The sequence below is a fragment of the Ferrimonas sp. YIN67 genome (assembly GCF_057219095.1).
Window position 1 is genome coordinate 38567 of the sequence record NZ_JBXVVJ010000003.1, and the last position, 23680, is coordinate 62246.

The 23680-nt window shown below is 58.6% G+C and carries 19 protein-coding genes; 14 read left to right on the forward strand and 5 right to left on the reverse strand.

Going from position 1 to position 23680, the window contains the following annotated elements; genetic code table 11:
• Positions 1-141: 141 nt before the first annotated feature.
• On the reverse strand, positions 142-1092 hold the full coding sequence (locus tag AC2D8U_RS07385) for a porin (RefSeq protein WP_484618420.1): 951 nt from the start codon (positions 1090-1092) through the stop codon (positions 142-144).
• A 352-nt stretch (positions 1093-1444) separates the two neighbouring features.
• On the opposite strand from AC2D8U_RS07385, the gene rdgC reads away from it, so the two are divergent.
• A complete protein-coding gene (rdgC, locus tag AC2D8U_RS07390; protein ID WP_484618421.1) occupies positions 1445-2359 on the forward strand; it encodes a recombination-associated protein RdgC in 915 nt (304 codons plus the stop codon).
• Here the strand turns inward: rdgC and AC2D8U_RS07395 are convergent.
• Entirely contained in the window at positions 2321-2692 is a 372-nt protein-coding gene (locus tag AC2D8U_RS07395; RefSeq protein WP_484618422.1) for a hypothetical protein, read from the reverse strand. The genes rdgC and AC2D8U_RS07395 overlap by 39 nt on opposite strands.
• 186 nt (positions 2693-2878) lie before the next feature.
• Here AC2D8U_RS07395 and AC2D8U_RS07400 point away from each other — a divergent pair, with 186 nt between their 5' ends.
• The 6 genes from AC2D8U_RS07400 to AC2D8U_RS07425 all read left to right on the forward strand — a co-directional run bounded on the left by AC2D8U_RS07400 (position 2879) and on the right by AC2D8U_RS07425 (position 10573).
• Entirely contained in the window at positions 2879-4996 is a 2118-nt protein-coding gene (locus tag AC2D8U_RS07400; RefSeq protein ID WP_484618423.1) for a tetratricopeptide repeat protein, read from the forward strand.
• A gap of 137 nt (positions 4997-5133) precedes the next feature.
• The gene (locus AC2D8U_RS07405) at positions 5134-6699 is read left to right on the forward strand and encodes a GGDEF domain-containing protein (RefSeq protein WP_484618424.1); all 1566 of its coding nucleotides are present in this window, start codon (positions 5134-5136) and stop codon (positions 6697-6699) included.
• Positions 6700-6709: 10 nt separating this feature from the next.
• On the forward strand, positions 6710-8068 hold the full coding sequence (gene ppnN / locus AC2D8U_RS07410; protein ID WP_484618425.1) for a nucleotide 5'-monophosphate nucleosidase PpnN: 1359 nt from the start codon (positions 6710-6712) through the stop codon (positions 8066-8068).
• Positions 8065-8829, forward strand: coding sequence for a flap endonuclease Xni (gene xni, locus AC2D8U_RS07415; RefSeq protein ID WP_484618426.1), 765 nt, complete (start codon positions 8065-8067; stop codon positions 8827-8829). The genes ppnN and xni overlap by 4 nt, the downstream gene beginning before the upstream one ends.
• Complete coding sequence (locus AC2D8U_RS07420) at positions 8826-9518, forward strand: SDR family oxidoreductase (RefSeq protein WP_484618427.1); 693 nt, start codon at positions 8826-8828, stop codon at positions 9516-9518. Before xni ends, AC2D8U_RS07420 begins: the two co-directional genes overlap by 4 nt.
• A 638-nt stretch (positions 9519-10156) precedes the next feature.
• Entirely contained in the window at positions 10157-10573 is a 417-nt protein-coding gene (locus tag AC2D8U_RS07425) for a DUF3192 domain-containing protein (RefSeq protein ID WP_484618428.1), read from the forward strand.
• Between the two features lie 51 nt (positions 10574-10624).
• Here AC2D8U_RS07425 and AC2D8U_RS07430 read toward each other — a convergent pair whose 3' ends face one another.
• Complete coding sequence (locus AC2D8U_RS07430) at positions 10625-13318, reverse strand: alpha/beta hydrolase family protein (protein ID WP_484618429.1); 2694 nt, start codon at positions 13316-13318, stop codon at positions 10625-10627.
• Between the two features lie 187 nt (positions 13319-13505).
• Here AC2D8U_RS07430 and AC2D8U_RS07435 point away from each other — a divergent pair, with 187 nt between their 5' ends.
• From AC2D8U_RS07435 to AC2D8U_RS07460, 6 genes are all read left to right on the forward strand, one after another.
• A complete protein-coding gene (locus AC2D8U_RS07435) occupies positions 13506-14513 on the forward strand; it encodes an isocitrate dehydrogenase (protein WP_484618430.1) in 1008 nt (335 codons plus the stop codon).
• A gap of 187 nt (positions 14514-14700) precedes the next feature.
• Positions 14701-17250: an efflux RND transporter permease subunit gene (locus AC2D8U_RS07440; protein WP_484618431.1), complete on the forward strand. Its 2550-nt coding sequence runs from the start codon at positions 14701-14703 to the stop codon at positions 17248-17250.
• Between the two features lie 20 nt (positions 17251-17270).
• Complete coding sequence (locus tag AC2D8U_RS07445; protein WP_484618432.1) at positions 17271-18053, forward strand: outer membrane lipoprotein-sorting protein; 783 nt, start codon at positions 17271-17273, stop codon at positions 18051-18053.
• A gap of 29 nt (positions 18054-18082) precedes the next feature.
• Complete coding sequence (locus tag AC2D8U_RS07450; RefSeq protein WP_484618433.1) at positions 18083-19384, forward strand: hypothetical protein; 1302 nt, start codon at positions 18083-18085, stop codon at positions 19382-19384.
• Between the two features lie 83 nt (positions 19385-19467).
• On the forward strand, positions 19468-19713 hold the full coding sequence (locus AC2D8U_RS07455) for a YgaP family membrane protein (RefSeq protein WP_484618434.1): 246 nt from the start codon (positions 19468-19470) through the stop codon (positions 19711-19713).
• Positions 19714-19718: 5 nt separating this feature from the next.
• Entirely contained in the window at positions 19719-20099 is a 381-nt protein-coding gene (locus tag AC2D8U_RS07460) for a rhodanese-like domain-containing protein (RefSeq protein WP_484618435.1), read from the forward strand.
• Positions 20100-20196: 97 nt separating this feature from the next.
• Here the strand turns inward: AC2D8U_RS07460 and rssA are convergent, their stop codons facing one another.
• Positions 20197-21141, reverse strand: coding sequence for a patatin-like phospholipase RssA (gene rssA / locus AC2D8U_RS07465; protein WP_484618436.1), 945 nt, complete (start codon positions 21139-21141; stop codon positions 20197-20199).
• A 188-nt stretch (positions 21142-21329) separates the two neighbouring features.
• Between rssA and AC2D8U_RS07470 the strand changes: the two genes are divergently transcribed.
• A complete protein-coding gene (locus AC2D8U_RS07470; protein WP_484618437.1) occupies positions 21330-22889 on the forward strand; it encodes a SulP family inorganic anion transporter in 1560 nt (519 codons plus the stop codon).
• A gap of 61 nt (positions 22890-22950) precedes the next feature.
• Here AC2D8U_RS07470 and AC2D8U_RS07475 read toward each other — a convergent pair whose 3' ends face one another.
• On the reverse strand, positions 22951-23676 hold the full coding sequence (locus AC2D8U_RS07475) for a nitroreductase family protein (protein ID WP_484618438.1): 726 nt from the start codon (positions 23674-23676) through the stop codon (positions 22951-22953).
• Positions 23677-23680 lie beyond the last annotated feature (4 nt).

Here is a 23680-nt window from a genome sequence, read left to right on the forward strand (position 1 = left end):
TCTATTAAGATCCACGGATAACAGTACAGCGGGGATTATCTGTCAGTTAAATGACAGAAATATGACTTGGGTGCAAGATAAGGGCAAAAAGAGGGCCATAAGGCCCTCTTTTTAAAAGTAATATTTATTCCCGCACAGGGCTTAGAAATCGTAGCGCAGGCCCAGGGCAAACACGCTGTCGTCATCTTGTGTGTCGTAACTGGTGCCTGTGTAGTAGGCGTTGGCACGCAACTGCTTGGACAGCTTGTGCTCGGCACCGATAGAGTAAACAGCGCCAGAGTCGGCAAACTTGTTGGCCATCTCCGCATCCTGGTACTGAGCCTTGAGCTTGGTGGCACCAAAAGCGTAGGCCGCAGAGACCATAAAGCCATCGACCGAGTTGCCGCTGTCCAGCTTCTCCTGATCCTGGTAGATGGCACCCAGCTCGACACCCGCCAGCTTGGCGCCAGCAGTGACACGCAGGACATCGTAACCGGCCACCTTGCTGTCATAGGCCACGGCACCATAAAAAGGCTGCTTCTTGTAACCAGCATCACCAACCATGGCCGCCACGGAGAAGCCATTCTCATCCGCCTGCTTTTCCGCCGCTTCCGGCACAAAGGTCGCTTCCACTTTCACCAGGCCGGCCAGGGTCGGCGTGGCATAGGAGACCTGTTGGGCTGCACGGTTTTCACCGCGGAACAGGGCGTTAATATCCCCTTCGAAGTCGCTGAACTGATCCACCTTACCCTGGGAGCGCTTAAGGGCGGTATCACGACGACCGACGGTGGCAGTACCCAAGCTACCCTTCAGGCCAACAAACTGATTACGGTTGGAAAAAACACCGTCTTCATTGTCTTTTACGACATTTACGCCAAACTCCGCCTGAAAGATCGCTTCCAATCCCTCAGAGATCTCATGGCTGCCCTTCACCCCGAAACGCGAGGAGTGGGAAGCGATACGGGTTTCACTTTCACTGCCATCACCACCCAGATCGGCAGATTGCAGGGTCAGATTCAATCGACCGTAAACGTCAACGTCGTTGGCAGATACCGCGGCAGGCAGGATGGCAGCGGCAACGGCAGCAGCCAGAACAGTACGTTTGATAGACATGGTTCTTGTATTCCTTGTTTATGGAAGAAGCTTTCCGGGTTCAGTAGAAAACGAAGCGAAGTGTGCCCGCTCTATGTGACAGTTCCATTTCACAGACCCATGACATTTTTATTACAGCCCGAATGTGAGTTCAACTGGTAACGTTCTGTTTACTCGCCTTTTATTTAAGCTGCCTGTTTGACACCGACTCCTTACCCCAGCCCAAGCCCCCCGTGACAGCGCCGAATACCCGGCCCTGCCTTGCTCCGCCTCTTGACGCAAGCCGAGCTTCGCTTCTGCTTTCATTGCCCCATTCCCCAGTTTTCCCTACACTGCCGAGCCATTGACTCACAACTTCCCACCGGTGACCCAAATGTGGTTTAAAAACATCCAGCCCTACCGGCTGACCAAACCCCTCGAACTGCAAACCAATGATCTGGAACAGCAGTTGGAAGCCCTGAGCTTCACGCCGGCAGGCAGCCAGGAGATCAGCAAGCTGGGCTTTGTTCCCGCACTGGGCGCCAAGGCTGGCCATGCCCTGATCCATGAAGCCGATGGCAACCTGCTTATCGCCATGGAGAAGGAGGAGAAGATGTTGCCCGCCTCGGTGATCCGCGAAGAACTCGAAGAGCGGATCGCCCAGCTGGAAACCGAAGAGGGCCGCCCGGCCCGCAAGGCAGAAAAAGAAGCGATGAAAGAGGACATCATTGCCGTCCTGTTGCCCCGGGCCTTCAGCCGTCGCAAACAAGTTCGTGCCTTGCTGATGCCAAAACAGCAACTGGTGCTGGTCGACAGCTCCAGTGCCGCCCGGGCCGAAGAGCTGCTGTCTCTGCTGCGTCAGGCCATCGGCTCCCTGCCCGTCGCCCCCCTGATGCCCAATACCCTGCCAGAAGAAGCGATGGCCGACTGGGTACGTACCGGTAATGTCGGCAACCATTTCAATGTTCTGGAAGAGGCCGAGCTCAAAAGCCTGGCGGAGGCCGGTGGCAGCATCAAGCTCAAAGATCTGCCTCTGGACAGCGATGAAGTGCGCGCCTATCTGGATTCTGGCCTGCTGGTCTCCAAGCTGGGTCTGGACTGGGCCGATAGCCTGAGCTTTGTGCTCAATGCCGACATGTCCCTCAAGCGCATCAAGTTTGCCGATGTCCTGCAGGAGCAGAACGATGACATCGATAAAGAAGATCTGATCGCCCGACTGGACGCCGACTTTGCCCTGATGTGTGGTGAATTCGCTCGCCTATGGCCGGATCTACTCGATGCCATGGGCGGTATCGACGATACCCTCTAGCTTGTTGCCCCGCACAGGAACAGCAGAACAGCGCCGCCCCAATTGGGCGGCGCTTTTTTTAGGCTGTGCCTTAAGACGCTGTTGAACGTACCCAATAGGTTGTTTCACAAAATAAGTTTGGTACACCATCAGTTCTTCACGAACTTCGCCGTTTCGGCGCATCCCTGCACGCTCGGCATTGAAGCACCATGCCAGATCACCCGAAGGAAGGGGGTTGAGGCCGGGATGAAAGCGAAAGGCTTGAATGCACAGCTGGGGATGCCGAAGCCAGACATTGACGCGCAGCAGGCTGGACGCACCCTTAATTGATATACCACCCTTTTTTACCCACAAACTCTACTCAATCATAAACGGGAGGAGGCAGGTCCCCGACAAGCCCTAGCTTTCATGCGCAGGAAGTTCACCGGAATCAAGTCAGCCTTTTCCATGCTACTATTATAAATTCCTTTATTTAACGAGTTGTTATGTTAATTATTGGCGGGCACTATAGGCGAGATGATTCAACGACAGGGAGGCGTGATGATCCGACTCATGTGCATTTGGCTCCTGCTGGCTTCCGCATCCTGCTGGTCCATGACACAAGCGGAACTGACCTCCGCCCGCAACCTGCTCAACAGCTCGCCACAAAGTGTGCTCGATACCCTGAGCACACCGGCACAGCCTCCCTTGATGGAAAACGAGCGCCTGTTGCTATTGGGCTTTGCCCACTTCGAGCTGGCCAACGTCGGTGACACCCAAGAGCTGATTGACCACCTTCGACAACGAGAGCTTAACCGGCTTCAACAGGGTCGGCTGCGTTTGCTCGAAGGCAATGTCGCCGGCGCCATGCACAGCAATTTCGATCGTGCCATCGAGTTGTACAACGACGCCGCACAGCATCTGACCGGCCTGACTCAACCCGAAGCGCTGAAGCTCCACATCGATATCTTGCTAAAAACAGGCTCGCTGCTCCGTTACCTTCGCCGAACCGAGGAATCCATAGAGTCCCTGCTTCAGGCCCGCAAACGGGCCCTCTCTGTGAATGATACAGAGCGACTGGCCAAGATCGAGCACCACCTGGGGCGCACCTACCGGATCGCCCGAGAACCCGAGACGGCCATCAGCTACTATCGCTCCGCCATGACCTTGGCCGAATCGGTGTCGGATCCCCGCTTTGCCATCAGCGTCAGCATGGAGACCGCTCGAGTCCTTCGTGATGAAGGTGATCATCCGGCGGCACTGGAATACGCCCACCAGGCCGTAACCCTGGCGGAGCAAAGAGCAGAAAAGCACCTGATGGCCAATGCCTTATCGGAAGTCGGCTACACCCACGAAGCCCAAGGCGACTACTCCCAGGCCCTGCATTATCTGCTCCTGGCCCTAGACAATCTGCTCCAGCTCAACACTCGATTGGGGAGTGCGGCCACCCGACATGATATCGGCCGGGTTTACCTGTTAGCCAAACAACCAGAAAAGGCCCTTGCATACCTGCGGCAGGCCCACCAGGTATTTACCGAACGCGCCCACAAGCGATACCTCTTCAGCAACACCTTGCGCCGGGCCCAGGCTCATCTCCAACTTGGCGAGTACGTCAAAGCCCGGGAGATCGCCTCTCCCCTAACCAGCAGCCTGCAAAAGGGTACCCCATTAAAGGAGCAGTATGAGCTATGGGATCTCCTCGCCACGGCGAACAAAGAACTGGACGAGCATGAACTTGCTTGGCAACAGCTACAGCAAGCCATGCTTGCACTGATACAGCTTACTTCAACGCCCAGCGCCAACAGCCGCAGCCTGACGGAAAAACAGCTCAAAGACAGACTGAAGAGCCAGTCCGCTGAACTAATGGGGCAAGCCGATCAGCTCAGGCAACTGCAGACACAGCAATACGGCGCCCTGGCTACCCTGGCATTGTGTCTTTTGGGGCTGATTGGCCTATGGCGTTACGCCGCACAAGGTCAACGGCGAATAGGCCAATTGAAAGCCTCGTTGGAGCTGGAACCCATCAGCCAGGTCCGCAACCGAGCTGCCCTGATGCAACACCTGGCCGATCAACCCAACGGCACCCTGGTTCTGCTTGAACTGGGCGATCTGGCCAAGTGTGAGCTGCAGCTTGGGCAGCATGCCCACGCCCAAGCCCGTCGCGAATTGGCCCAGCGACTCGGCTACCAGGATGGGGTACAGCTCTTAGCCGAAATTGCCCCGGGTCAATTCGCCCTCATTCTTGAACCCGCCGCCAAAGAGAGCAGATTCAATGTGCTGTTCCGTCGCATTCGGGAGTGGCCAGAGACTCGCTCCTTCCTCGGCTCCCCACTGGCCATGGGGGTGATTGCCCTGCCCTTCCAGCCAGGTTCCATGCTGCACCTCGCCCCCGCTCAATCCCTGGAGTTGGCTCAATTGGCGCTGCTGTGTGCCAGCACCGCCGGTCGTGAAGCAAATGCTGACCGGTATGTTCAATTCCAACCTGTGGCCCTTAATGCGCCGCTGCTCAATCCGAATCAGCTCTACCAGAGCGCCTCCAAGTGCATCGACACGGGGATCATCCGCTGCATCAGTAACCATGGATCCGCGATTCCACTGCCAACTGGGCTCTCGGATAATAATATGATCTCTCTCACAAATACGCTGGACGACAACATCAAACAAGCGGCACCGTTTTAAGATATAGGCGAACGATTCACGCTGTGATATAACCAAAACCCTATGTATTTGAATTCGTTTTTTTGCCTGGGCAGAAGAAGCCTTACATCTGCTCAAGCAACCCGGGCCGATCGAACACGTGAGGGAGCACGCCGCAGATGCATGACGCAGCCGATCCGATGATCAGCCAACCCATGTTGGAACAACAGCTAAAAAAAGCCCAACTGGCTCAGCAGAAACTGCTAGAACTGAGCGAGACTCACCAGCGACAGATCCGCGGCCTGGTTGAGTGTGTCCACCATTTGAGCATCAGCTGCAAAGGACAAAACCTAGAACTGGACAACCGACTCGCCAAGCTCCGCGCACGACTGTCTAGCGAAAAGAACGTTGATGCCCTCCTGCCTGAACTCGCTGCCTTGTGCCGCACCCTGCAGAATCAATCCCAGCAATCACAGCGGGAGATCAAGTCTACCCAGCAGAGCATGGCCGACCTGGCAAAGCGCCTGGGGCAATTAAGTGAGCTGCCGGAAACCACCAGTCGTGAACTGTTCTTCTTCCAACAGGAGATGCATAAACCGGTTTACAGCATCTGGGAGCACCTTCCCCAACTGCGGCGCCTGGTGAGTTACTACGAATCCGCCTTGGTGGATCGTTTAGCCAGCCCTGAGCCCCTGCCCATCACGCCCAAGCACCAGCAGATGTGCCATGAGTTGGCCCAGTTGCTCACAGAGCTGGACTTTCGGCCAGAACAACGTGACACCATCGCGGCGCTCAAGGCCGAGTTATCTGGCGAGATCAGCGGCGATCAGTTACTGGAAGCCTATCAACAGGTGATGAACCTGCTTTTGGCAGAAATCGTCCGGGAAAAGAATGCCTCCCAGGCCTTCCTCTTTGCCATCAATGATGCACTGAGCGTGGTACGGGAAGCGGTTGCCGACAACTGGAACCTGACCATCCGCAATTTCGGCAACCAGAGAGAACTCAACCGCAAGCTGTCGAGCCAATGCCAGGAGATCGGGGCATCGGTGGCCAACGCCACCGAGCTGGAACAACTCAAGCAGCACGTTAGCCGTGAGCTTGGTTTACTGCGCCAGCTTATTCGGCGACGAGAGGACGAGGAACAGAAAGAGTTTTCTAAGCTCAAAGCGTCCATGGAAAGCATGCGCAAAGAGCTGGCCAGCCTCAGCAGCGAAGCCAGTGGTTACAAAGAGCGCCTGGTCGAACAGCAGCGACTCAATATGATCGATACCCTGACCCAGTTGCCCAACAGGGCGGCCCTGGATGATCGATTAAAGCGGGAGTACCGCAACGTCCGCCGCTACGGCAGTAAACTCTGGGTCGCCGTGGTCGACATCGATCACTTCAAGGGGATCAACGACAATTTCGGCCACACCACCGGCGACAAAACCCTCCAGGTGATCGCCATGGCACTGAAAAATGCCCTGCGCAAAGAGGAGTTCGTCGCCCGCTATGGGGGAGAGGAGTTTGTCCTATTATTGCCAGAGGTGGGAGAGGAACAAGTCGCTCAGATCCTCAACCGGATCCGGGAGCGTATCAAAGCCATCCCGTTTAAGTTTCAGCAAGACCGTCTGACCGTCACCGTGTCCATCGGTACCGCACAGATCACCGGCTCGGAAACCATCCAGGAGACCTTCGAGCGTGCCGATGCGGCCCTGTATAGGGCCAAGCGACAGGGTCGGGACCGGGTCGAAATCGATCAATAAGCGAGGAAGCATGCAGATCCAGGTGCGTCCCCGGGGCAGTCTGGATCAGCTGTCTCAATTGGAAGTGGAGCGACTGCGTGACAGCGCAGCATCCGATCTCTATCAACTGTTTCGCAACTGCTCCCTGGCCGTACTCGCCGCGGGGATCGAAACCGACAACAGCGAAACCCTGTTCCAACGCTTTGCCGACTTCCAGATCCGGGTGCTACGCCAGGAACGCGGTGTCATGCTGGAGCTCACCAACCCGCCCCCGGACGCCCTGGTTGACGGCAAATTGATGCGCAGCATTCAGGAGCACCTGTTTGCCGTGCTGCGGGATGTACTCTACATCAATGATCGCTTTGAAAACCTCAGGCATATCAACCTGAGTAACGCCACTCACATCACCAATGTCGTGTTTGAGATCCTGCGTAACGCCAAGGCGATCCCAACCGGCGGCAAAACCAATATGGTGGTGTGCTGGGGTGGACACAGCATTCAATCGGCCGAATATCAGTACACTCGGGAAGTGGGCTTCCAGATGGGATTGCGAGATCTCAATATCTGCACCGGTTGCGGCCCGGGAGCCATGGAGGGGCCCATGAAGGGTGCCGCCATCGCCCATGCCAAACAGCGCAACAAGGAAGGTCGCTTCCTCGGACTGACCGAGCCCTCCATCATCGCCGCCGAGCCCCCCAATCAAATTGTCAGTGAGCTGGTGATCCTGCCGGATATCGAGAAACGTCTCGAAGGCTTCGTCCGCCTGGCCCACGGCATCGTGATCTTCCCGGGTGGCGTCGGCACGGCCGAGGAACTCTTGTATCTGCTGGGGATCCTGCTCAGTCAAGACAATACCGCCGAGCCCCTGCCCGTGATCCTGACCGGACCCGAAGAGAGCCGGACCTACTTTGATGAGATCAACGACTTCATCGGTGCCACCCTGGGCCCCAAGGCCCAGGCCCGTTATCACATCATCATCGACGACCCGGTCGCCGTCGCCCGCTGTCTCAAGCAACAGATCCCCAATGTAAAGGCCTACCGAATTCAAACCAACGACGCCTTTGCCTATAACTGGCGTTTGAAGATCGAACCGGAGTTTCAATTGCCCTTTGAACCCAATCACGACGCCATGGCTAACCTGGCCCTGCAACCCCAGGTCAATGTGGCCCAACTGGCTGGTACACTCCGCAAAGCCTTCTCCGGCATTGTGGCGGGTAACGTCAAGGCAGAGGGGATCCGAGCCATCGCCCGACACGGCCCCTTCCAGCTCCGTGGCGATCCCGAGTTGATGAAACGCATGGATACCCTGTTAACCGCCTTCATCGATCAGGGGCGAATGAAACTGCCCGGCAGTACCTATCACCCTTGCTACGAGATCCATCACGGATGACCGCTCAACTGTTATTGATCGATGCACTGAATCTGATCCGACGGATCCATGCCACGGTTCCAGACAACCGTGAGGCCCTGTTTGAACGCTGCGCAATGGGCGTTAAGAAGGCCCTGCGTCAGCACCGCCCCAGCCATGCCATGCTGGTATGGGATGGTGGCTACCAGAACAGCTGGCGGCGACAGCTCTATCCAGAGTACAAGGCAGATCGTAAGCCCATGCCCGACGACCTCGCTTCGGTGCTTCCCCAGCTACGCCAGCATCTGGAAGCCCTCGGCGTCGGTTCCGTTCAGCAAGACGACGTCGAAGCGGACGATCTGATCGCCAGCATCGCCGTTAAACTGGCCAAACATGGGGGCCAGGCCCTGATCCTCTCCACCGACAAGGGATTTGGTCAATTGCACGGCCCCAGCATCGCCCAATGGGATCATTTCGACAACCATGCCATCGATCCCCAATGGCTGGAGCAAAAAATAGGGGTGCCCCAATACCAGCTGCTGGACTTCTGGGCCATCGCCGGAGACAGCGGTAACGGCATTCCCGGCGTACCCGGCATCGGCAAGAAAACCGCACAAAAATTGCTGGCCGAGCACGGTAGCCTGGCCCAGATCTTCACCCCGGGAACCGTGGAGGGCAAATTGGGCGAAAAACTCAAGACCCACAGATACCAGGCCCGGCTCAGTTATGCCCTGGTCCGGCTACGCCAGGATCTGGCACTGGATCTCAATCTCAATCAATTCCGCCTCAAGGAGAACGCATGAACCCGACCCTATTGATCACCGGTGCCAACCGGGGCATCGGCCTGGAATTTACTCGCCAATATCTCGGCGACGGTGCCACCGTTATCGCCTGCTGCCGGGAACCGGAACAGGCCGAAGAGTTGCAACAGCTGGCCCAGCGATACCCCAGCCAGCTGGAGCTGGTGGGACTGGATCTCAGCCACAATGGGGAGATCCCCGCATTGTCTGACTACCTGGGCAGCCGAAAGCTGGATCTGCTGATCAGCAATGCCGGCGTCTACGGCCCAAAGGGGCTGCCCCTGGGTGATTACGACGCCGAACCCTTCGCCGACATTATGCAGGTGAATGTACTGGCGCCGCTGCTGCTGGTCCAGGCACTGCAACCCCACCTGGCTGACGGTGCCAAGGTGGCGCTGATGAGCTCCAAGATGGGCTCCATGGCCGACAACGGCAGCGGCGGCAGCTACTTCTACCGCGCCTCCAAGGCCGCCCTCAACGCCATCGGCAAGAGCCTGGCGATCGATCTGGCAGAGCGCGGCCACCCGCTCGCCCTGCTGCACCCCGGCTGGGTGTTGACCGACATGGGCGGCCCCAATGCCTGGATCGACGCCACCACCTCGGTCAGCGGCATGCGCCAGGTGATCGCCGATCTCACCCCCGCCACCAGCGGCCAGTTCTTCAACTACGACGGCAGCCCCATCCCCTGGTAACGCCTCGGTTTGTCCCAGCCCGTGAGCTGGGACGATGCCAGGCCAAGGTGGGTGAGCCGCCAACACCAAAGTGGTTGGATTAAGATCCAAACTTCGGTCACCGGGATAAAGCAGATGTTGAACGCGCTGTCTGGGGACCGAAATGACACCTTCGTCAAGGATAACGGCACCGAGATCCCATGGTAAAACCCCTCCAAGGCGAACGGTCCATAATTTCGCTCCATGGCTGAGGGATACGGTGGCTGCTTTAACCCTGAAGACATCATACAAGCGAGACGCGCAGATTGGCGTAGCGGCAAAGCAGCGTAAGCTGACGGCCTCTCCAGACTATGCAGGGGCCGGATTAAAGGCACTTAAGTACCAAAAGCTGCCAAATGAAAACTTGCTCAATATGACAAACTTTGAGCATGTCACCCGGGGCTCTGATCAATACCGGCCTCTTTCCATCGCTGTCGACTCCCTTGCCCCCCTATAGCCGTTCAGTGTTTGATCTTCCCAGAATCTAACAGCGAAGCAGTCCTAGAGCCTAGCGACGTTAGCATTACGCAAATTCGCTTTTGCACCGGGCTTCTAGCCATTGCACCACCGCAACACTTTGTTAACCTATGGACAGTCTGAACTGCCAAAGTGAGCCTTCGATGTCCAATCCCGCCCCCCGTGCCGAGCGCAAGAGCCGTGTCCTGCCCATCACCCTGAGTTTGCTGGGTGCCTACCTGGTGTTTGTGCTCCTGGTGGTGCTGCTCTGGGACGGTGAGCCCGCGGGACCGGATGAGATGGACTGGGACGACCGCCAACTCCATAACGTCGCCACCATTGCCACGCTGGAACTCGACATGACCCAGGAGCAGATCATCGCACTGATGGGCTCGCCCGACTTCAATGAAGCCTACCGGGCATCCGACGGCGTACAGGTTAAGATCCTGCGTTACCGTACCCACAGGCTGAAGGGTGATGGCATGACCACGGAAGATGAAACCACCGCCCTGATCTTTCGCGATGGCAAGCTGTCCGCCTGGGGGGATACCGCCCTGGAACAGCTGCAAAACGGATCTTGAGCAACCCAGCCCCGCCACTTAGTGCGGGGCTATCGCATCAAATCGACGCGATCACTCCTTGGGATCCGGCTTGGTAAAGGGCTGACCATAGAGCCACCAGCCAGGGGCGGGATCACCTTTGAGGGTATGGTTGAAAAAAGCCATCATCTTTAGGCTGTAGTCCAGCCGATTGGCGTATTCCTTCAGGTGATGGGGTTCATCCTGATACTGCAACATCACCACCTCCTTACCCAGCCTCCGCATCGCCAGATATAACTCGATCCCCTGCTCCCAGGGGACCGCATCATCTTTGTCACCAAACATGATCAACATTGGGGTCTGGATCTTGTCGGCATGGAATACCGGGCTGTTTTCAATATACGCCTGTGGCGCCTGATACAGGCTTTTACCGATCCGGCTTTGTCCCGCCTCGTACTGAAACTGTCGACTCAGACCACTGCCCAGGCGGATCCCGGCATAGGCCGAGGTCATATTGGCTACCGGCGCACCGGCCACCACCCCTTTGAACAGGTCGGTCTGGGTCACCAGTTGGACGCCCTGGTAACCGGCCCAGGAGTGCCCCTGCAGACCCACCGCATCGGGATCGGTGATCCCCATGCTCACCAGGGTCTCGACTCCTGGGATCAGGGCATCGGCGGTCGATCGTCCAGGGTGACCGATCTCGAAGCGAATATCCGGCAAAAACAGGGCGTAACCCTCACTGGCATACCAGGGGAAACTGGGCCTGTGATTGAGGGCCATCTGGGGAAACTGGTGCAGACGATCACTCATAAACCGGTAGAAGTAGACCAGGGTCGGCAGTGCCGTCTTGCCATCGTAGCCAGGTGGCGTGATCACTACGCCACTGAGTGGCTCACCGGTACGTGAACGCCAACTGACACGTTGAGCCTTGCCCCAATCGAGTTCCTCGAGTTGATCCCCCAGATCGCTGATCCGCTCCAGTTCCCCTTGCCAACCTTGGCTGCGTTGCAGATCCGGAAAGCGATCGTAACGCTCCTGAGTAAACAGGGCGGCGTCCCCCCGCTTTGCCTTGGCAACAAACCGCTGTCGCATCGACCCCCGCAACCAGGGCTCAATCGCTTTCGACGCCACCAGCAGCCGCTTGAGACCCTCGTCCCGGCTGATCTCATGATGAGTGTGCAACAACAGGGGATCGGCGCTGGCATAGAACAGAAGATCGGGATCCGTCTCAACCACCCTGTGGATCACTCGCTCCTTACGTCCCTGGGTCAAGGGCAGCAATTCGCCCCGGAGAAGCTGGAAGATATCGTACTTGTCGTACACCAACACCCCCTGCCCCGCTTCAAGCCAGGGACCAAAACCGTAACCTGGCGCAGGGCTGGGATAGTCATGATCCTCGTCACTAAAGCCGGTGCCCAGATCTTTGGTGCTGTTGGCCCGAATATCATGCCAGTACAGTTCACCACGAACATGCCATACCACGACATCATCATGGGGAGACAGGCTCGGCGCATCCGCCCCCAGGGCTTGCACCAGCAAACGACGACGCTGACCGGTTTTCAGGTCCACCAGGTACCAGTCCCGGTAAAATCCCGCCCAGGAAGCCATCTTGCGATAGAGCAGATCACTGGATGCCAGCAGGTAGCGAGCATTGTCCGCCAGCAGAAGATCCGGAACCTGGGGATCGCTCAGCTGGATGAAGTTTTCACTGCCTAAGTGCCAAACACCGTAATACTGACGCTTAAATTCATCATCGTAACGCTTCTGCTCCTGGGGCTTGATCCGGGGATCTTCCCCATGCCACAGCACCAGATCACTGTGAGCCAACAACTGCTCCCGGCTACGCAGGGCATCTTGGTCTCCATAGGCTTCGGGTTTTGCGATCTTCGGCTGCCGAGCCTGACGCCCGACAAACAGACGCTTACCATCCCGTGAGAAGCGAAGCTCACTAAAGCCCGACACGATGAAATCGGCGTGATTAAGATCCTGCCAGTGCAATTTGCCATCCTGGTAATGGCCCAACTGGTGCTCGCGCTGGCGCTTGGGACTGGACTGTTCCCCCCAGGTAAAAGCCAACTGCTTGCCATCCCGGCTAAAGTTCAGTGCCCCGTTCACATGCCCCGCTTCCTGCCAGATTGGCACTGAACTTAGATCGTCCGACAGCAAATACACCCCGGCGCCCTCCGCCTCCAAGGCACGGCTATAGGCAAGGCCAAAGCCCTCTTCGGCAATCGCCACCTGCACCACATCGGACACCACTTGGCGCCGATTCTGCTTAAGATCCAGTACCTCAAGCCGAGTTCCCACGGGAACGTTTTCCCCCTCCCCGGCCTCGGGCGCAGCGTGCAACACCAGAAGATAGCGACCATCGTGGCTGAACTGGGCCTCTTTCACCCGCTCGAATCGTTCCTGTTTACCTGTCCGGGCATGCACCAGCAGGCGTCCCCCTTTCAACGCTTTGCGCTCCTTCGCCGTAGCATTCTCCCGCTCAAGCAGCGGGACGGGTGTACTGAACAGGACATGCTGAGCATCGGCAGCGATCACTGGGTCTTCCGCTTGTGGAAGGCGAAACAGGTGACCGTCCGGACGACGCAGGTAGCCGATGGGATCGCCCCGATCAGGGCGACCCACATAGGCAACCACACTGCCATCGTCACTGATCACGGGCGAGCCCAAGGTTTGGAACGCCATCAACACCTCGGGCGTTACCGGTGCCGCAAAAGGCAGCGATACAGGAGCACACAAGGCCAACAGAGTGCCCAGAACAACGAATAGATTTTTCACTTAGTTTCCTCGCAGATCTTCCCTATCTTGCGCTACGACTTTCCGCCAACTGGTAAGTAACCTATGAAAAGCGGTAGACTTTCTGCCGCATCATGCTAACAAAGCCCCCATTCCCTGTCACAGGAACATCACACCTGTCCTAGGGATCTGCGGGCGGTAAAACACAACAATAGGGAAGGATGCGTACATGTCCACTACGACCATTACTGTGATCCCTGGGGATGGAATTGGCCCCGATATCGTCGAAGCTACCCTGAAAGTCCTAGACAAGGCGGGCTGTCCATTCAAGTACGAATTTGCCGATGCCGGATTGGCCGCCCTGGAAAAACACGGCGAACTGGTGCCCCAGCAGACACTGGATCTGATCGCCAAGAACAAGATCGCCCTCAAGGGTCCCCTGACCACCCCCATAGGCGAAGGCTTCACCTCCATCAACGTCAGCCTGCGCAAAACCTTCAATCTCTACGCCAATGTCCGTCCAGTGCTCTCCCTCAAGGGTACCCGGGCGCGCTATGAAAACGTCGATATCATCACCATTCGGGAAAATACCGAGGGCATGTACTCAGGCGCCGGTCAAAAGGTATCCGAAGATGGCCAGACCGCCGAAGCGATGAGCATCATCACCCGGGAGGGTGCCGAACAGATCTGTGAATTTGCCTTTGAACTGGCCCGCAAAGAGGGTCGGAAGAAAGTCACCGCGGTGCACAAGGCCAACATCCTCAAATCCACCTCGGGCCTGTTCTTAAAGACCGCTCGCGAGGTAGCCAAACGCTACGATGACATCGAGTTTGAAGAGATGATCGTCGATGCCACCTGCATGAAACTGGTGATGGATCCCAGCCAGTTCGACGTCATCGTCACCACCAACCTGTTTGGTGACATCCTCTCCGATCTCTGCGCCGGGCTGATCGGCGGCCTGGGCCTGGCCCCCGGTGCCAATATCGGCCAGGATGCCGCCATCTTCGAAGCGGTTCACGGCAGTGCCCCGGATATCGCCGGTCAGGATCTCGCCAACCCGACGGCGTTGATCCTCGCCGCAATACAGATGCTCGAATACCTGGAGATGCCCGAACAGGCCGCCCGGATCCGAGACGCCGTCCGTGACACCATCGCCGCAGGCGAATGCGTCACCCGGGATCTCGGCGGCAATGCCGGCACCCGAGCCTTTACCGACGCCATCCTCACCCGCCTCTGATCCTCGCCTGCGACAATATGCCTCACCCTCGGGTGGGGCTTTTTTGTGTCTTTTTCTCCATCATGCGATGGAGCAATGCTCGCCCTTTCGGTGAGCTAAAATAAATTAGAAGAAACTAATGCTTGTAAATTAGCAAAAGCTAATTTACCCTGAGCACATTAGAAGTCTCTTATGTTATGGAGTCGATATGAGATCGTCTTTTGTCCGCTTTGCCATACACCATCCCCGTAAGGTGTATGCCCTGATCCTGGCCATGGTGGTCGCCACCGCCGCCCTGATCCCCAATATCCAGATCGATACCGACCCGGAAAACATGCTATCGGCGGAGGATCCCGCCCGCACCTTCCACAATCAGGTCAAAGCCGACTTCGCCATGCACGACAACATCGTGGTCGGCGCGGTGGCCGAACAAGGGATCTTTACCCCCCGGTCCCTCGCCGCCATGCACAGCCTGACGGAGCAGATCCTCACCCTCGACGGCGTCGTTCGCAGCGAAACCCTGGCCCTGTCCACCTCGGACAACATCACCCAGGCCGAGCCCGGCACCATCCGCTTCGAATACATGATGAAGCAGGCACCCCAGACGCAGGAGGCCGCCCAGGCCATCGGTGACGCGGTCAAGCGCCTGCCCATGCTGAATAACACCCTGGTCTCCGGCGACGGCATGGCCGCCGCCATCTATGTTCCCCTGCAACGCAAGGACGACAGCTTCGCCGTGGCCGAGCAGATCCGCGGGATCATCCAGACCCTGGACAGCGACGACCAATATCACATCACCGGCCTGCCCGTGGCGGAGAACCAGTTTGGCGTGGAGATGTTCATCCAGATGGCGATCTCCGCTCCCCTGGCCGGGGCCATGATCTTCGCCCTGATGTGGTTCTTCTTCCGCAGCCTGCCACTGGTGGTAGCCCCCATGCTGGTCGCCATGGCCACGGTGATCGCCACCATGGGCAGCCTGATCGGCATGGGCTACACCGTCCACATCATGTCCTCGATGATCGCCATCTTCCTGATGCCCATCGCCGTGGTGGACAGCGTCCACATCATGTCCGACTTCACCGATCGCTACCGCGCAGGGCAGGATCCCAAAACGGTGATCCGCGAGGTGATGGAAGATCTGTTCAACCCCATGTTGTTCACCTCGGTGACCTCGGCCGTGGGCTTCTACTCCCTGCTGCTGACTCCCATCCCACCGGTGCAGATCTTCGGTTTCTTCGTCGGCAGCGGCATTCTCTTGGCCTTCCTGATCAGCATCCTGCTGGTGCCGGCCTACATAGTGCGGATGAAGCCCGCCACCCTGGACGCCATGCAGGCCAAACTGCACGGCAGTGCCAACAGCGAGCACAGCGGCATGCTGGCCCGTTGGCTGCCGCGGCTCGGCCGCTTCGCCCTGGCGCGCAACAAGGCCCTGCTCATTGCCGCCACCGCCCTACTGGCCTTCTCTGCCGTGGGGATCAGCCAGATCAGCATCAACGACAACCCGGTGCGCTGGTTCAAGGCCGATCATGAGATCCGCATCGCCGATGACGCCCTCAACCACCACTTCGCCGGCACCTACGACGCCTGGCTGGTACTGCAGGACACCCAGCCCCTGCTCACCAAGACTCAGCAAGTCGCCCTGACGCCGCTGCTGCGTCAGGCAGGCCTTGCACCGAATGAGGTGGCTCGGCTTGAGAATGGACTGACGCCTCAGGGGATCAATGACCTGATCCGCACCCTGGACGACAAGGCCTTCGATGCCAGCGACGATGCCACTTTGGACGCCATCGACGCCGCCATGGTCCAGCTCGAGCAACTGGCCGAGCAAAGCCGTCGCTTCCTCCAGCCCAAAGTGCTGGCGTGGATGGATGGCCTCAAGGCCGATCTGGAAGAGAGTGGCCTGGTAGGCAAATCCAACGGCCTGACCGACATCGTTAAGACGGTCAACCGTGAGCTGCGCTCCGGCGACGACGCCGACTTCGCCCTGCCCGCCAGCGCCGCCGGCGTGGCCCAGACCCTGCTGCAGTTCCAGTCCTCCCACCGACCGGACGATCTCTGGCACTTCGTCAGCCGTGACTACCGCCAGAGCCTGCTGTGGCTGCAGCTGACCTCCGGCGATAACCAGCACATGAACCAGGTGATCGAGCGGGTCGCCGACTACATCGACGCCCATCCCCTGCCCGATGGCATCGAAGCCAACTGGGCGGGTAAGGCCTACATCAATGTGATCTGGCAGGACGCCATGGTCAGCGGCATGGCTGGCAGCCTGCTGTCCGCCTTCGTCATCGTCTTCGTGATGATGTCCCTGCTGTTCCGCTCGGCGCTGTTTGGCCTGATCGCCATGCTGCCGCTCACCCTGACCATCGCCTTCATCTACGGCCTGGTGGGCTGGCTGGGCAAGGATTACGACATGCCCATCGCCGTCCTGTCGGCCCTGGCCCTGGGCCTGTCGGTGGACTTTGCCATCCACTTCCTGGAGCGCACCCGGGCCATCCATCGGGAGACCGGATCCCTGGCACAGACCTTCGAGCTGATGTTTGAAGAGCCCGCCCGGGCCATCAGTCGCAATGCCATCGTCATCGCCCTGGGCTTCACGCCCCTGCTGCTGGCGCCTCTGGTGCCCTACATCACGGTTGGCGTGTTGATGGCCTCCATCATGGCGGTCTCCGCCAGCGTCACCCTGCTGCTGTTACCTGCGGCCCTGAAGTTGGTGGCCCGCCGGGCCCTGCCCGACCAATCAGAATCGAAAGCGGCCTGAAGAACGCCGAGGAGAACGAAATGAAAACTTTATTACTGAGCAGCATACTGGCCATCACCGCCTTCGGCGCCCAGGCCGCCCAATACAGTGCCGAACAGATCATCGACAAGGCGAACCTGGCGTCCTTCTACGCCGGGGATGACGGTCGCAGCCAGGCCCGAATGAAGATTGTCGACGAGCAGGGCCGTGAGCAGCTGCGCCAGTTCACCATACTGCGCCGCACCAAGGAAGCCGGCGGCGATCAGCAGATGCTGGTGTTCTTCTCCCGTCCGTCGGACGTGCGCGGCACCGTGTTCCGGGTTGAGAAGCAGGTCAAGAGTGACGACGACCGCTGGCTCTACCTGCCGGGGCTGGATCTGCTGCGCCGGATCAGCGCCGGGGATAAGCGCACCTCCTTCGTCGGCAGCCACTTCTTCTACGAAGACGTCTCCGGCCGTAACCCTAAGGAGGACAACTTCACCCTGGTGGAGGAGACCGCCGAGCATTATGTGATCAGCGGGCAACCCAAGGATCCCGCCAGCGTCGAGTTTGCCGGTTACAGGGTATGGATCGACAAGACCCACTTCCTGCCCATGAAAGCCGAGTACCAGGACAAACAGGGCGAGGTGTATCGCCGCGTCTCCGTGGTCCAGGTAGAGGAGATCCAGGGTCACGCCACCGTAATGCGCTCACGCATCGATGACTTGCGCAGTGGCGGCCACACCCTGATGGAGTTCCGCGGCGTCCAATACGACATCGGGCTGCCGGAGAACATCTTCGGCGAGCGCAGCATGCGCACCCCGCCGAGCCAGTATTTACGTTGATCTGTGATCGCCTGTAGGGAAAAAAGACCATGGAAAAGACCCTGTACACTTTAGCCCCCCGGCTCTTGGCCACCACGGCCCTGGCGGTCACGCTGTCCGCTAACGCCGCCGAGGATGACTGGGGCGACAACAGCTGGGGCGATGACTGGGGGGAGGAGACCGTCTCCCCCTGGCAACCTGTCTCCGGCTTTGTTGAACTGGGCGCAGGCTACCGGCTGCAGCGTGACGGCGCGGCCCTGCCCCGCCAGACTCTGGGCGAAGCCCGTGGCCGGATCGAGAGTGGCTATCATGGTGACCGGCTGCGGGGCGATCTGCGCGCCGATCTGCGCTACGACGACGTGGTGGAAGGCTGGCAAGTCGATGTGCGGGAGCTGACCCTGGCCTTTGCCCTGGGTCAGCACACCGACATCAAGCTGGGGCGCCAGGTACTGACCTGGGGCACCGGCGACTTCCTGTTTCTCAACGATCTCTTCCCCAAGGACTGGCAAGCCTTCTTCTCGGGACTGGACGACGAGTACCTCAAAGCCCCCACCAACGCGGTGAAAGTCAGCTATTTCGGCCTGTCGGAATATGCCAGCCTGGATCTGGCCTGGATCCCCCGCTTCGAGAGCGACAACTACCTCAGTGGGGATCGCTTCAGCTTCTTCAATCCCCAGGCCGGGGGGCCGGTGGCTCCCGGGATCGATCCCGACGAGCCCAGCGACGATGCCCTGGCGGCGCGCCTGTTCGGCACCGCCGGAAAAGTCGAGTGGGCCCTGTACGGGTATTGGGGTTACAGCGGCCAGCCCGAGGCTGTTAACGCCCAGGGCCAGCCCGACTTTACCCGCCTGCACACCTATGGTGCCAGCCTGCTGATGCCCCTGGGCAGTGGCCTGTTCAACCTGGAAGGGGCCTGGCACGACTACCGGGATCAGGACGGCGGCAATTCGGCCGTCCCGGCGGATCAACTCATGCTGCTGGCAGGCTATCAGCAGGAGCTGGTCGCCAACCTCACCCTGGGGCTGCAATACCAGCTGGAGCACCTGCGTGACTACAGCGACTGGCTGGCCGTCCATCCCTATCCAGCCTATGCACCGGAGCAGAACCGTCACCTGACCACGGTGCGGCTGAACTACCGCGCCATGCAGGACAAGCTCAACCTGTCGCTGTTCGCCTTCTACAGCCCAACGGACGACGACTATTACCTGCGGCCCCAGGCCAGCTACCGGCTGGACGATCACTGGAGTTTCACCACCGGCCTGAACCTGCTCGGCGGCAGCGAGGATCACACCTTCTTCGGCCAGCTTGCCGACAACAGCAACGGCTGGCTGCGGATCCGTTACAACTACTGACATTTCAACAAACCCGGCACGGGTCTACGCCACTAAACTAAGGTGACGGCCCGCGCCTAACTCAGCGACCTGCGGAGGCCATTATGAGCAAACCCATCTGTACCCTACCCAACTCTACCGAGCGTACCCTGTATGCCTTTGCTGGCTTTATGGTGCTGCTGTCCGTAGCACTGACGGTCTGGGTTCATCCCCTATTTGTCTGGCTCACCGTCTTCGTCGGTGCCAACCTGTTTCAAAATGCCTTTACCGGCTTCTGTCCTGCCACTATGGTAATGCGTAAACTGGGTTTGCGCTCCGAGCGCGAACTGGAACAACAACAGGAACGGTAATATCCATGACACTCACCGCAGGGAAGTTTCTCCGCCTGCTGGGGCCCCTGCTGGCTCTAGCCTATTTCTGGGGTTCGGCAGCCACGGCGCAAACCCCGGATCGTGCCCAATTGGCCTGGCAGATGATCGAGCAGGGGGCCGTCATCATTGATGTACGCACCGCCGAGGAGTTTGGCGCCGCCCACCTGGAAAAGGCCCATAATCTTCCCTTCGACACCATAGGCCAGACCATTGGTAGCCTGAAGCTTGGCAAGGATACGTCCATCGTTGTCTACTGCCGCAGCGGTCGCCGCTCGGGGATCGCCGAGCAAACCTTAACTCAGTTAGGTTTTTCCCGGGTGCACAACGGTGGCGGCCTGCAAGAGCTTCGGCAGACCCAGCCTTAAGCGATCAACGGCTCTGAGCTCGATGCTAAAGGGCAGCATGGGATCACCAGCGCTGCCTTTTTTGCACTCTCAAGGGTTTCACGCTCACTGTCCTGACTCAATGCCCATTGCGGCCATTGGTATAGCGTTCCAGCTCCGCCTCTATCTGATGCGCTACCTGCCGCACTGCCGCTTCGCCCGCGGCAATCGCTTCTTCGGCCCGCTGGAATTCCATGGTTGCGATCTCGCCGACCCGGGGTAGAACGATCGATTCCGGTGGATCCCCCACCAGGCGGGCCCGTTTATGTCGTTGCTCCAGGATCTGCATCGACTGGTGCATCACTGCTATCGAGCTGGGATGATCACTGGTAAAAGTTCTCTTCACCCGGGTTAACAGCTCCCTGCCGGAAACCAGAAAGTCCATAAAGCCCGTATTGGAGTCCTGCCGTTCGATCTGCGCCGGGGCCACCGGCGTATCCGCCTTGACCACATCATGAATATGCTGGCGACTGTCGCCATGCAGATCCACCGCGATCACCAGATCCGCCCCCAGGGCCCGACAGGCTGAGACAGGCACGGGATTCACCACGGCGCCATCCACCAACCAGCGATCACCGATCTGTTTTGGCACCATCAACCCGGGGATGGAGCAGGATGCCCGAATGTTGTCAGCCAGTTCCCCATCGTCCAGCCACACCTCCTGACCGGTATAGAGATCCGCCGCCACCGCCAGAAAGGGTAAGTCGAGCTGATCGATATGATTTAAACCTATTGCCTTGCCGCCAGCATCGAAGACCTTATCACCCTGGATCAACCCTCCCCGACGCCAGGAAAGGTCCATCAAACCCATCACATCCCAGCTGGAGAAACCGCGAACCCACTCCTCGAGCGGATCGAGTTTCCCCGCCGCATAAGCCGCCCCGACAAACGCACCGATGGAGCAACCGGTCACCACTTCGGGCTTGATCCCCAAACGGGACAGTTCACGCAGTACGCCAATGTGAGCCCAGCCCTTGGCAGCACCACTGCCTAAGGCAATCCCTATCTTCACTCCCTGCGTCATCTCTGAGTCCCCCAGTTTCTGATATCCATAATCTAACACGACCCATCTGAGTAAAACTTGGCATTTATCCACGTTAGCCGACGCCCACAGGGTGTCCTAAAGTCATTACACTTTGACAACATGGCGCCACACTGGTAGCTTCCCGCGGCTATCCCTGTCACTCATCATAATTTAGGTTCAATATCAGTATGTTTGAACTTCGTAGTAATCCCCAAGCCACGGTACGGGCAGATCTCCTGTCTGGCCTGACGGTGGCCCTGGCCCTGGTTCCCGAAGCGGTCGCCTTCGCCTTTGTTGCCGGCGTCGAGCCCATGGTGGGTCTCTATGCCGCCTTTATGATCGGCCTGATCACCGCCATCTTCGGCGGTCGTCCAGGCATGATCTCCGGTGCCACCGGGGCCCTGGCCGTGGTCATGGTGGCCCTGGTTGCCCAGCACGGTGTCCAGTACCTGTTTGCCACCGTGATCCTGATGGGGATCCTGCAGATCCTGGCTGGCGTATTTAAACTCGGTAAATTTATTCGCCTGGTCCCTCATCCCGTGATGCTGGGCTTCGTCAACGGTCTGGCCATTGTGATCTTCCTGGCTCAGCTTGGTCAGTTTAAGGTCCAGGATGAGTTGGGTAACTGGGTGTGGATGCAGGGCCAGACCCTTTACCTCATGCTGGGCCTGATCGCCCTGACCATGGCCATCATCCACTTCCTGCCCAAACTGACCCGGGCGATCCCCTCCTCCCTGGCCGCCATTGTCACCGTCACCCTGCTGGTGCACGGCCTGGGGCTGGATACCGCTTCGGTGGTGGATTTTGTCCGTGCCATGACCCAAGATCCGGCAGCAACCCTGGAAGGCACCCTGCCCTCGTTCGCCATTCCCATGGTGCCCTTCAACTGGGAAACCCTGACCATCATCTTCCCCTACGCCCTGGTGCTGGCCGCCATTGGCCTGATTGAGTCACTGCTGACACTGACCCTGGTGGATGAACTGACCCAGACCCGAGGCCAGGGTAACCGCGAGTGTGTCGGTCAGGGCGCCGCCAACGTGGTCACCGGCTTCTTCGGGGGCATGGGTGGCTGTGCCATGATTGGTCAGTCGATGATCAACATCAACTCCGGTGGTCGCTCCCGGCTGTCCGGCGCCTCCGCCGCCCTGTTCCTGCTCGGCTTCATCCTGTTTGGTGCCAGCCTGATCGAGATGATCCCGATCGCCGCACTGGTGGGCGTCATGTTCATGGTGGTATTGGGCACCTTCGAGTGGTCGAGCTTCCGTATCATGCGCAAGATCCCCAAGGCCGATGCTCTGGTGATCGTCCTGGTGTCTGCCGTCACCGTCTTGACCGATCTGGCCGTTGCCGTACTCGTGGGGGTTGTTGTTTCTGCCCTGCGCTTTGCCTGGGATCACGCAACCCATATGACCGCTAAGGTAGCCGTGGACGCCAATGGCTGGAAGAGCTACCAGCCACAGGGACCGCTGTTTTTCGCCTCCATCACCAGCTTCCTGGATCTGTTCGATGCGAAGAGTGATCCTCAGGATGTGATCATCGATTTCCGCGACTCCCGAGTGGCCGACCACTCTGCACTGGAAGCGATAGACACCCTGGCAGAGCGCTACCTGCGTGAAGGCAAGCGCCTGCATCTGCGCCACTTAAGCCCAGAGTGCCGTCAATTGCTGCACAAGGCAGGCGATCTGGTCGAAGTCAATGTGATGGAAGATCCCACCTACAAAGTGGCCGTCGACGAACTGGGTGGCTAACCCACCACACATTAAAAAACCGGCCCTGCGAGGGCCGGTTTTCTTTTGTCGGGACTGACGCTCAATGCGTGCGGATCACCACATCAGTCTCGACTCGATGGCGCTCACCGTACACTCCATCCTCGGCCCGCTCTCCGCAACCAATGACCATGGTGATTTCACAGCGAGGATCCATACCCAGCGCCTTTTTCAAGCGCTTAGAATCGTACCCTTCCATGGCACAGGTATCATAACCTTCGGCGCGCAACGCCGTCATAAAGGTCATGGCTGCCAGAGAGGTGCTCTTGTGCAGGCAAACCCGAACATCACTCTTGCTCACTTCCCGCATGATCGGTTTTTTCAGGCCAAGATAGCCACTGATCACCTTACGGATCAGGCCACGAACGCCTAAGCGGTCGTTGTTGTACAGCGCCGGGATCAGCTTCTCATAGTAGGAAAACGCCCGTTTGGCACTGGCGTGGCTTTCACGTCCTTCAAAGTTATCCCGCACCTGTGCCGCATTGCGCGATGCCCGCTCTCGCCAGTGATGAGGTGTCGTGGCAATCACCACCAGTTCCCGTGCCGTCTTGGCGGCATTTTGATTAAAACAGCAACGCGCCACTTCGGCACGCTTGTCCGCATCAACCACCCGGTGAAACTCCCATAACTGCATATTGGAGGAGTTGGGGGAGAGCAGAGCCAACTCCAGGGCTCGTTGCACCGCGTCGTGATCGAATGGGGTATCGCTTTGGTATTTGCGTACCGAGCGACGACTGTGGATCAGTTCACCAAAGAGCTTGGGTGTCATGGCA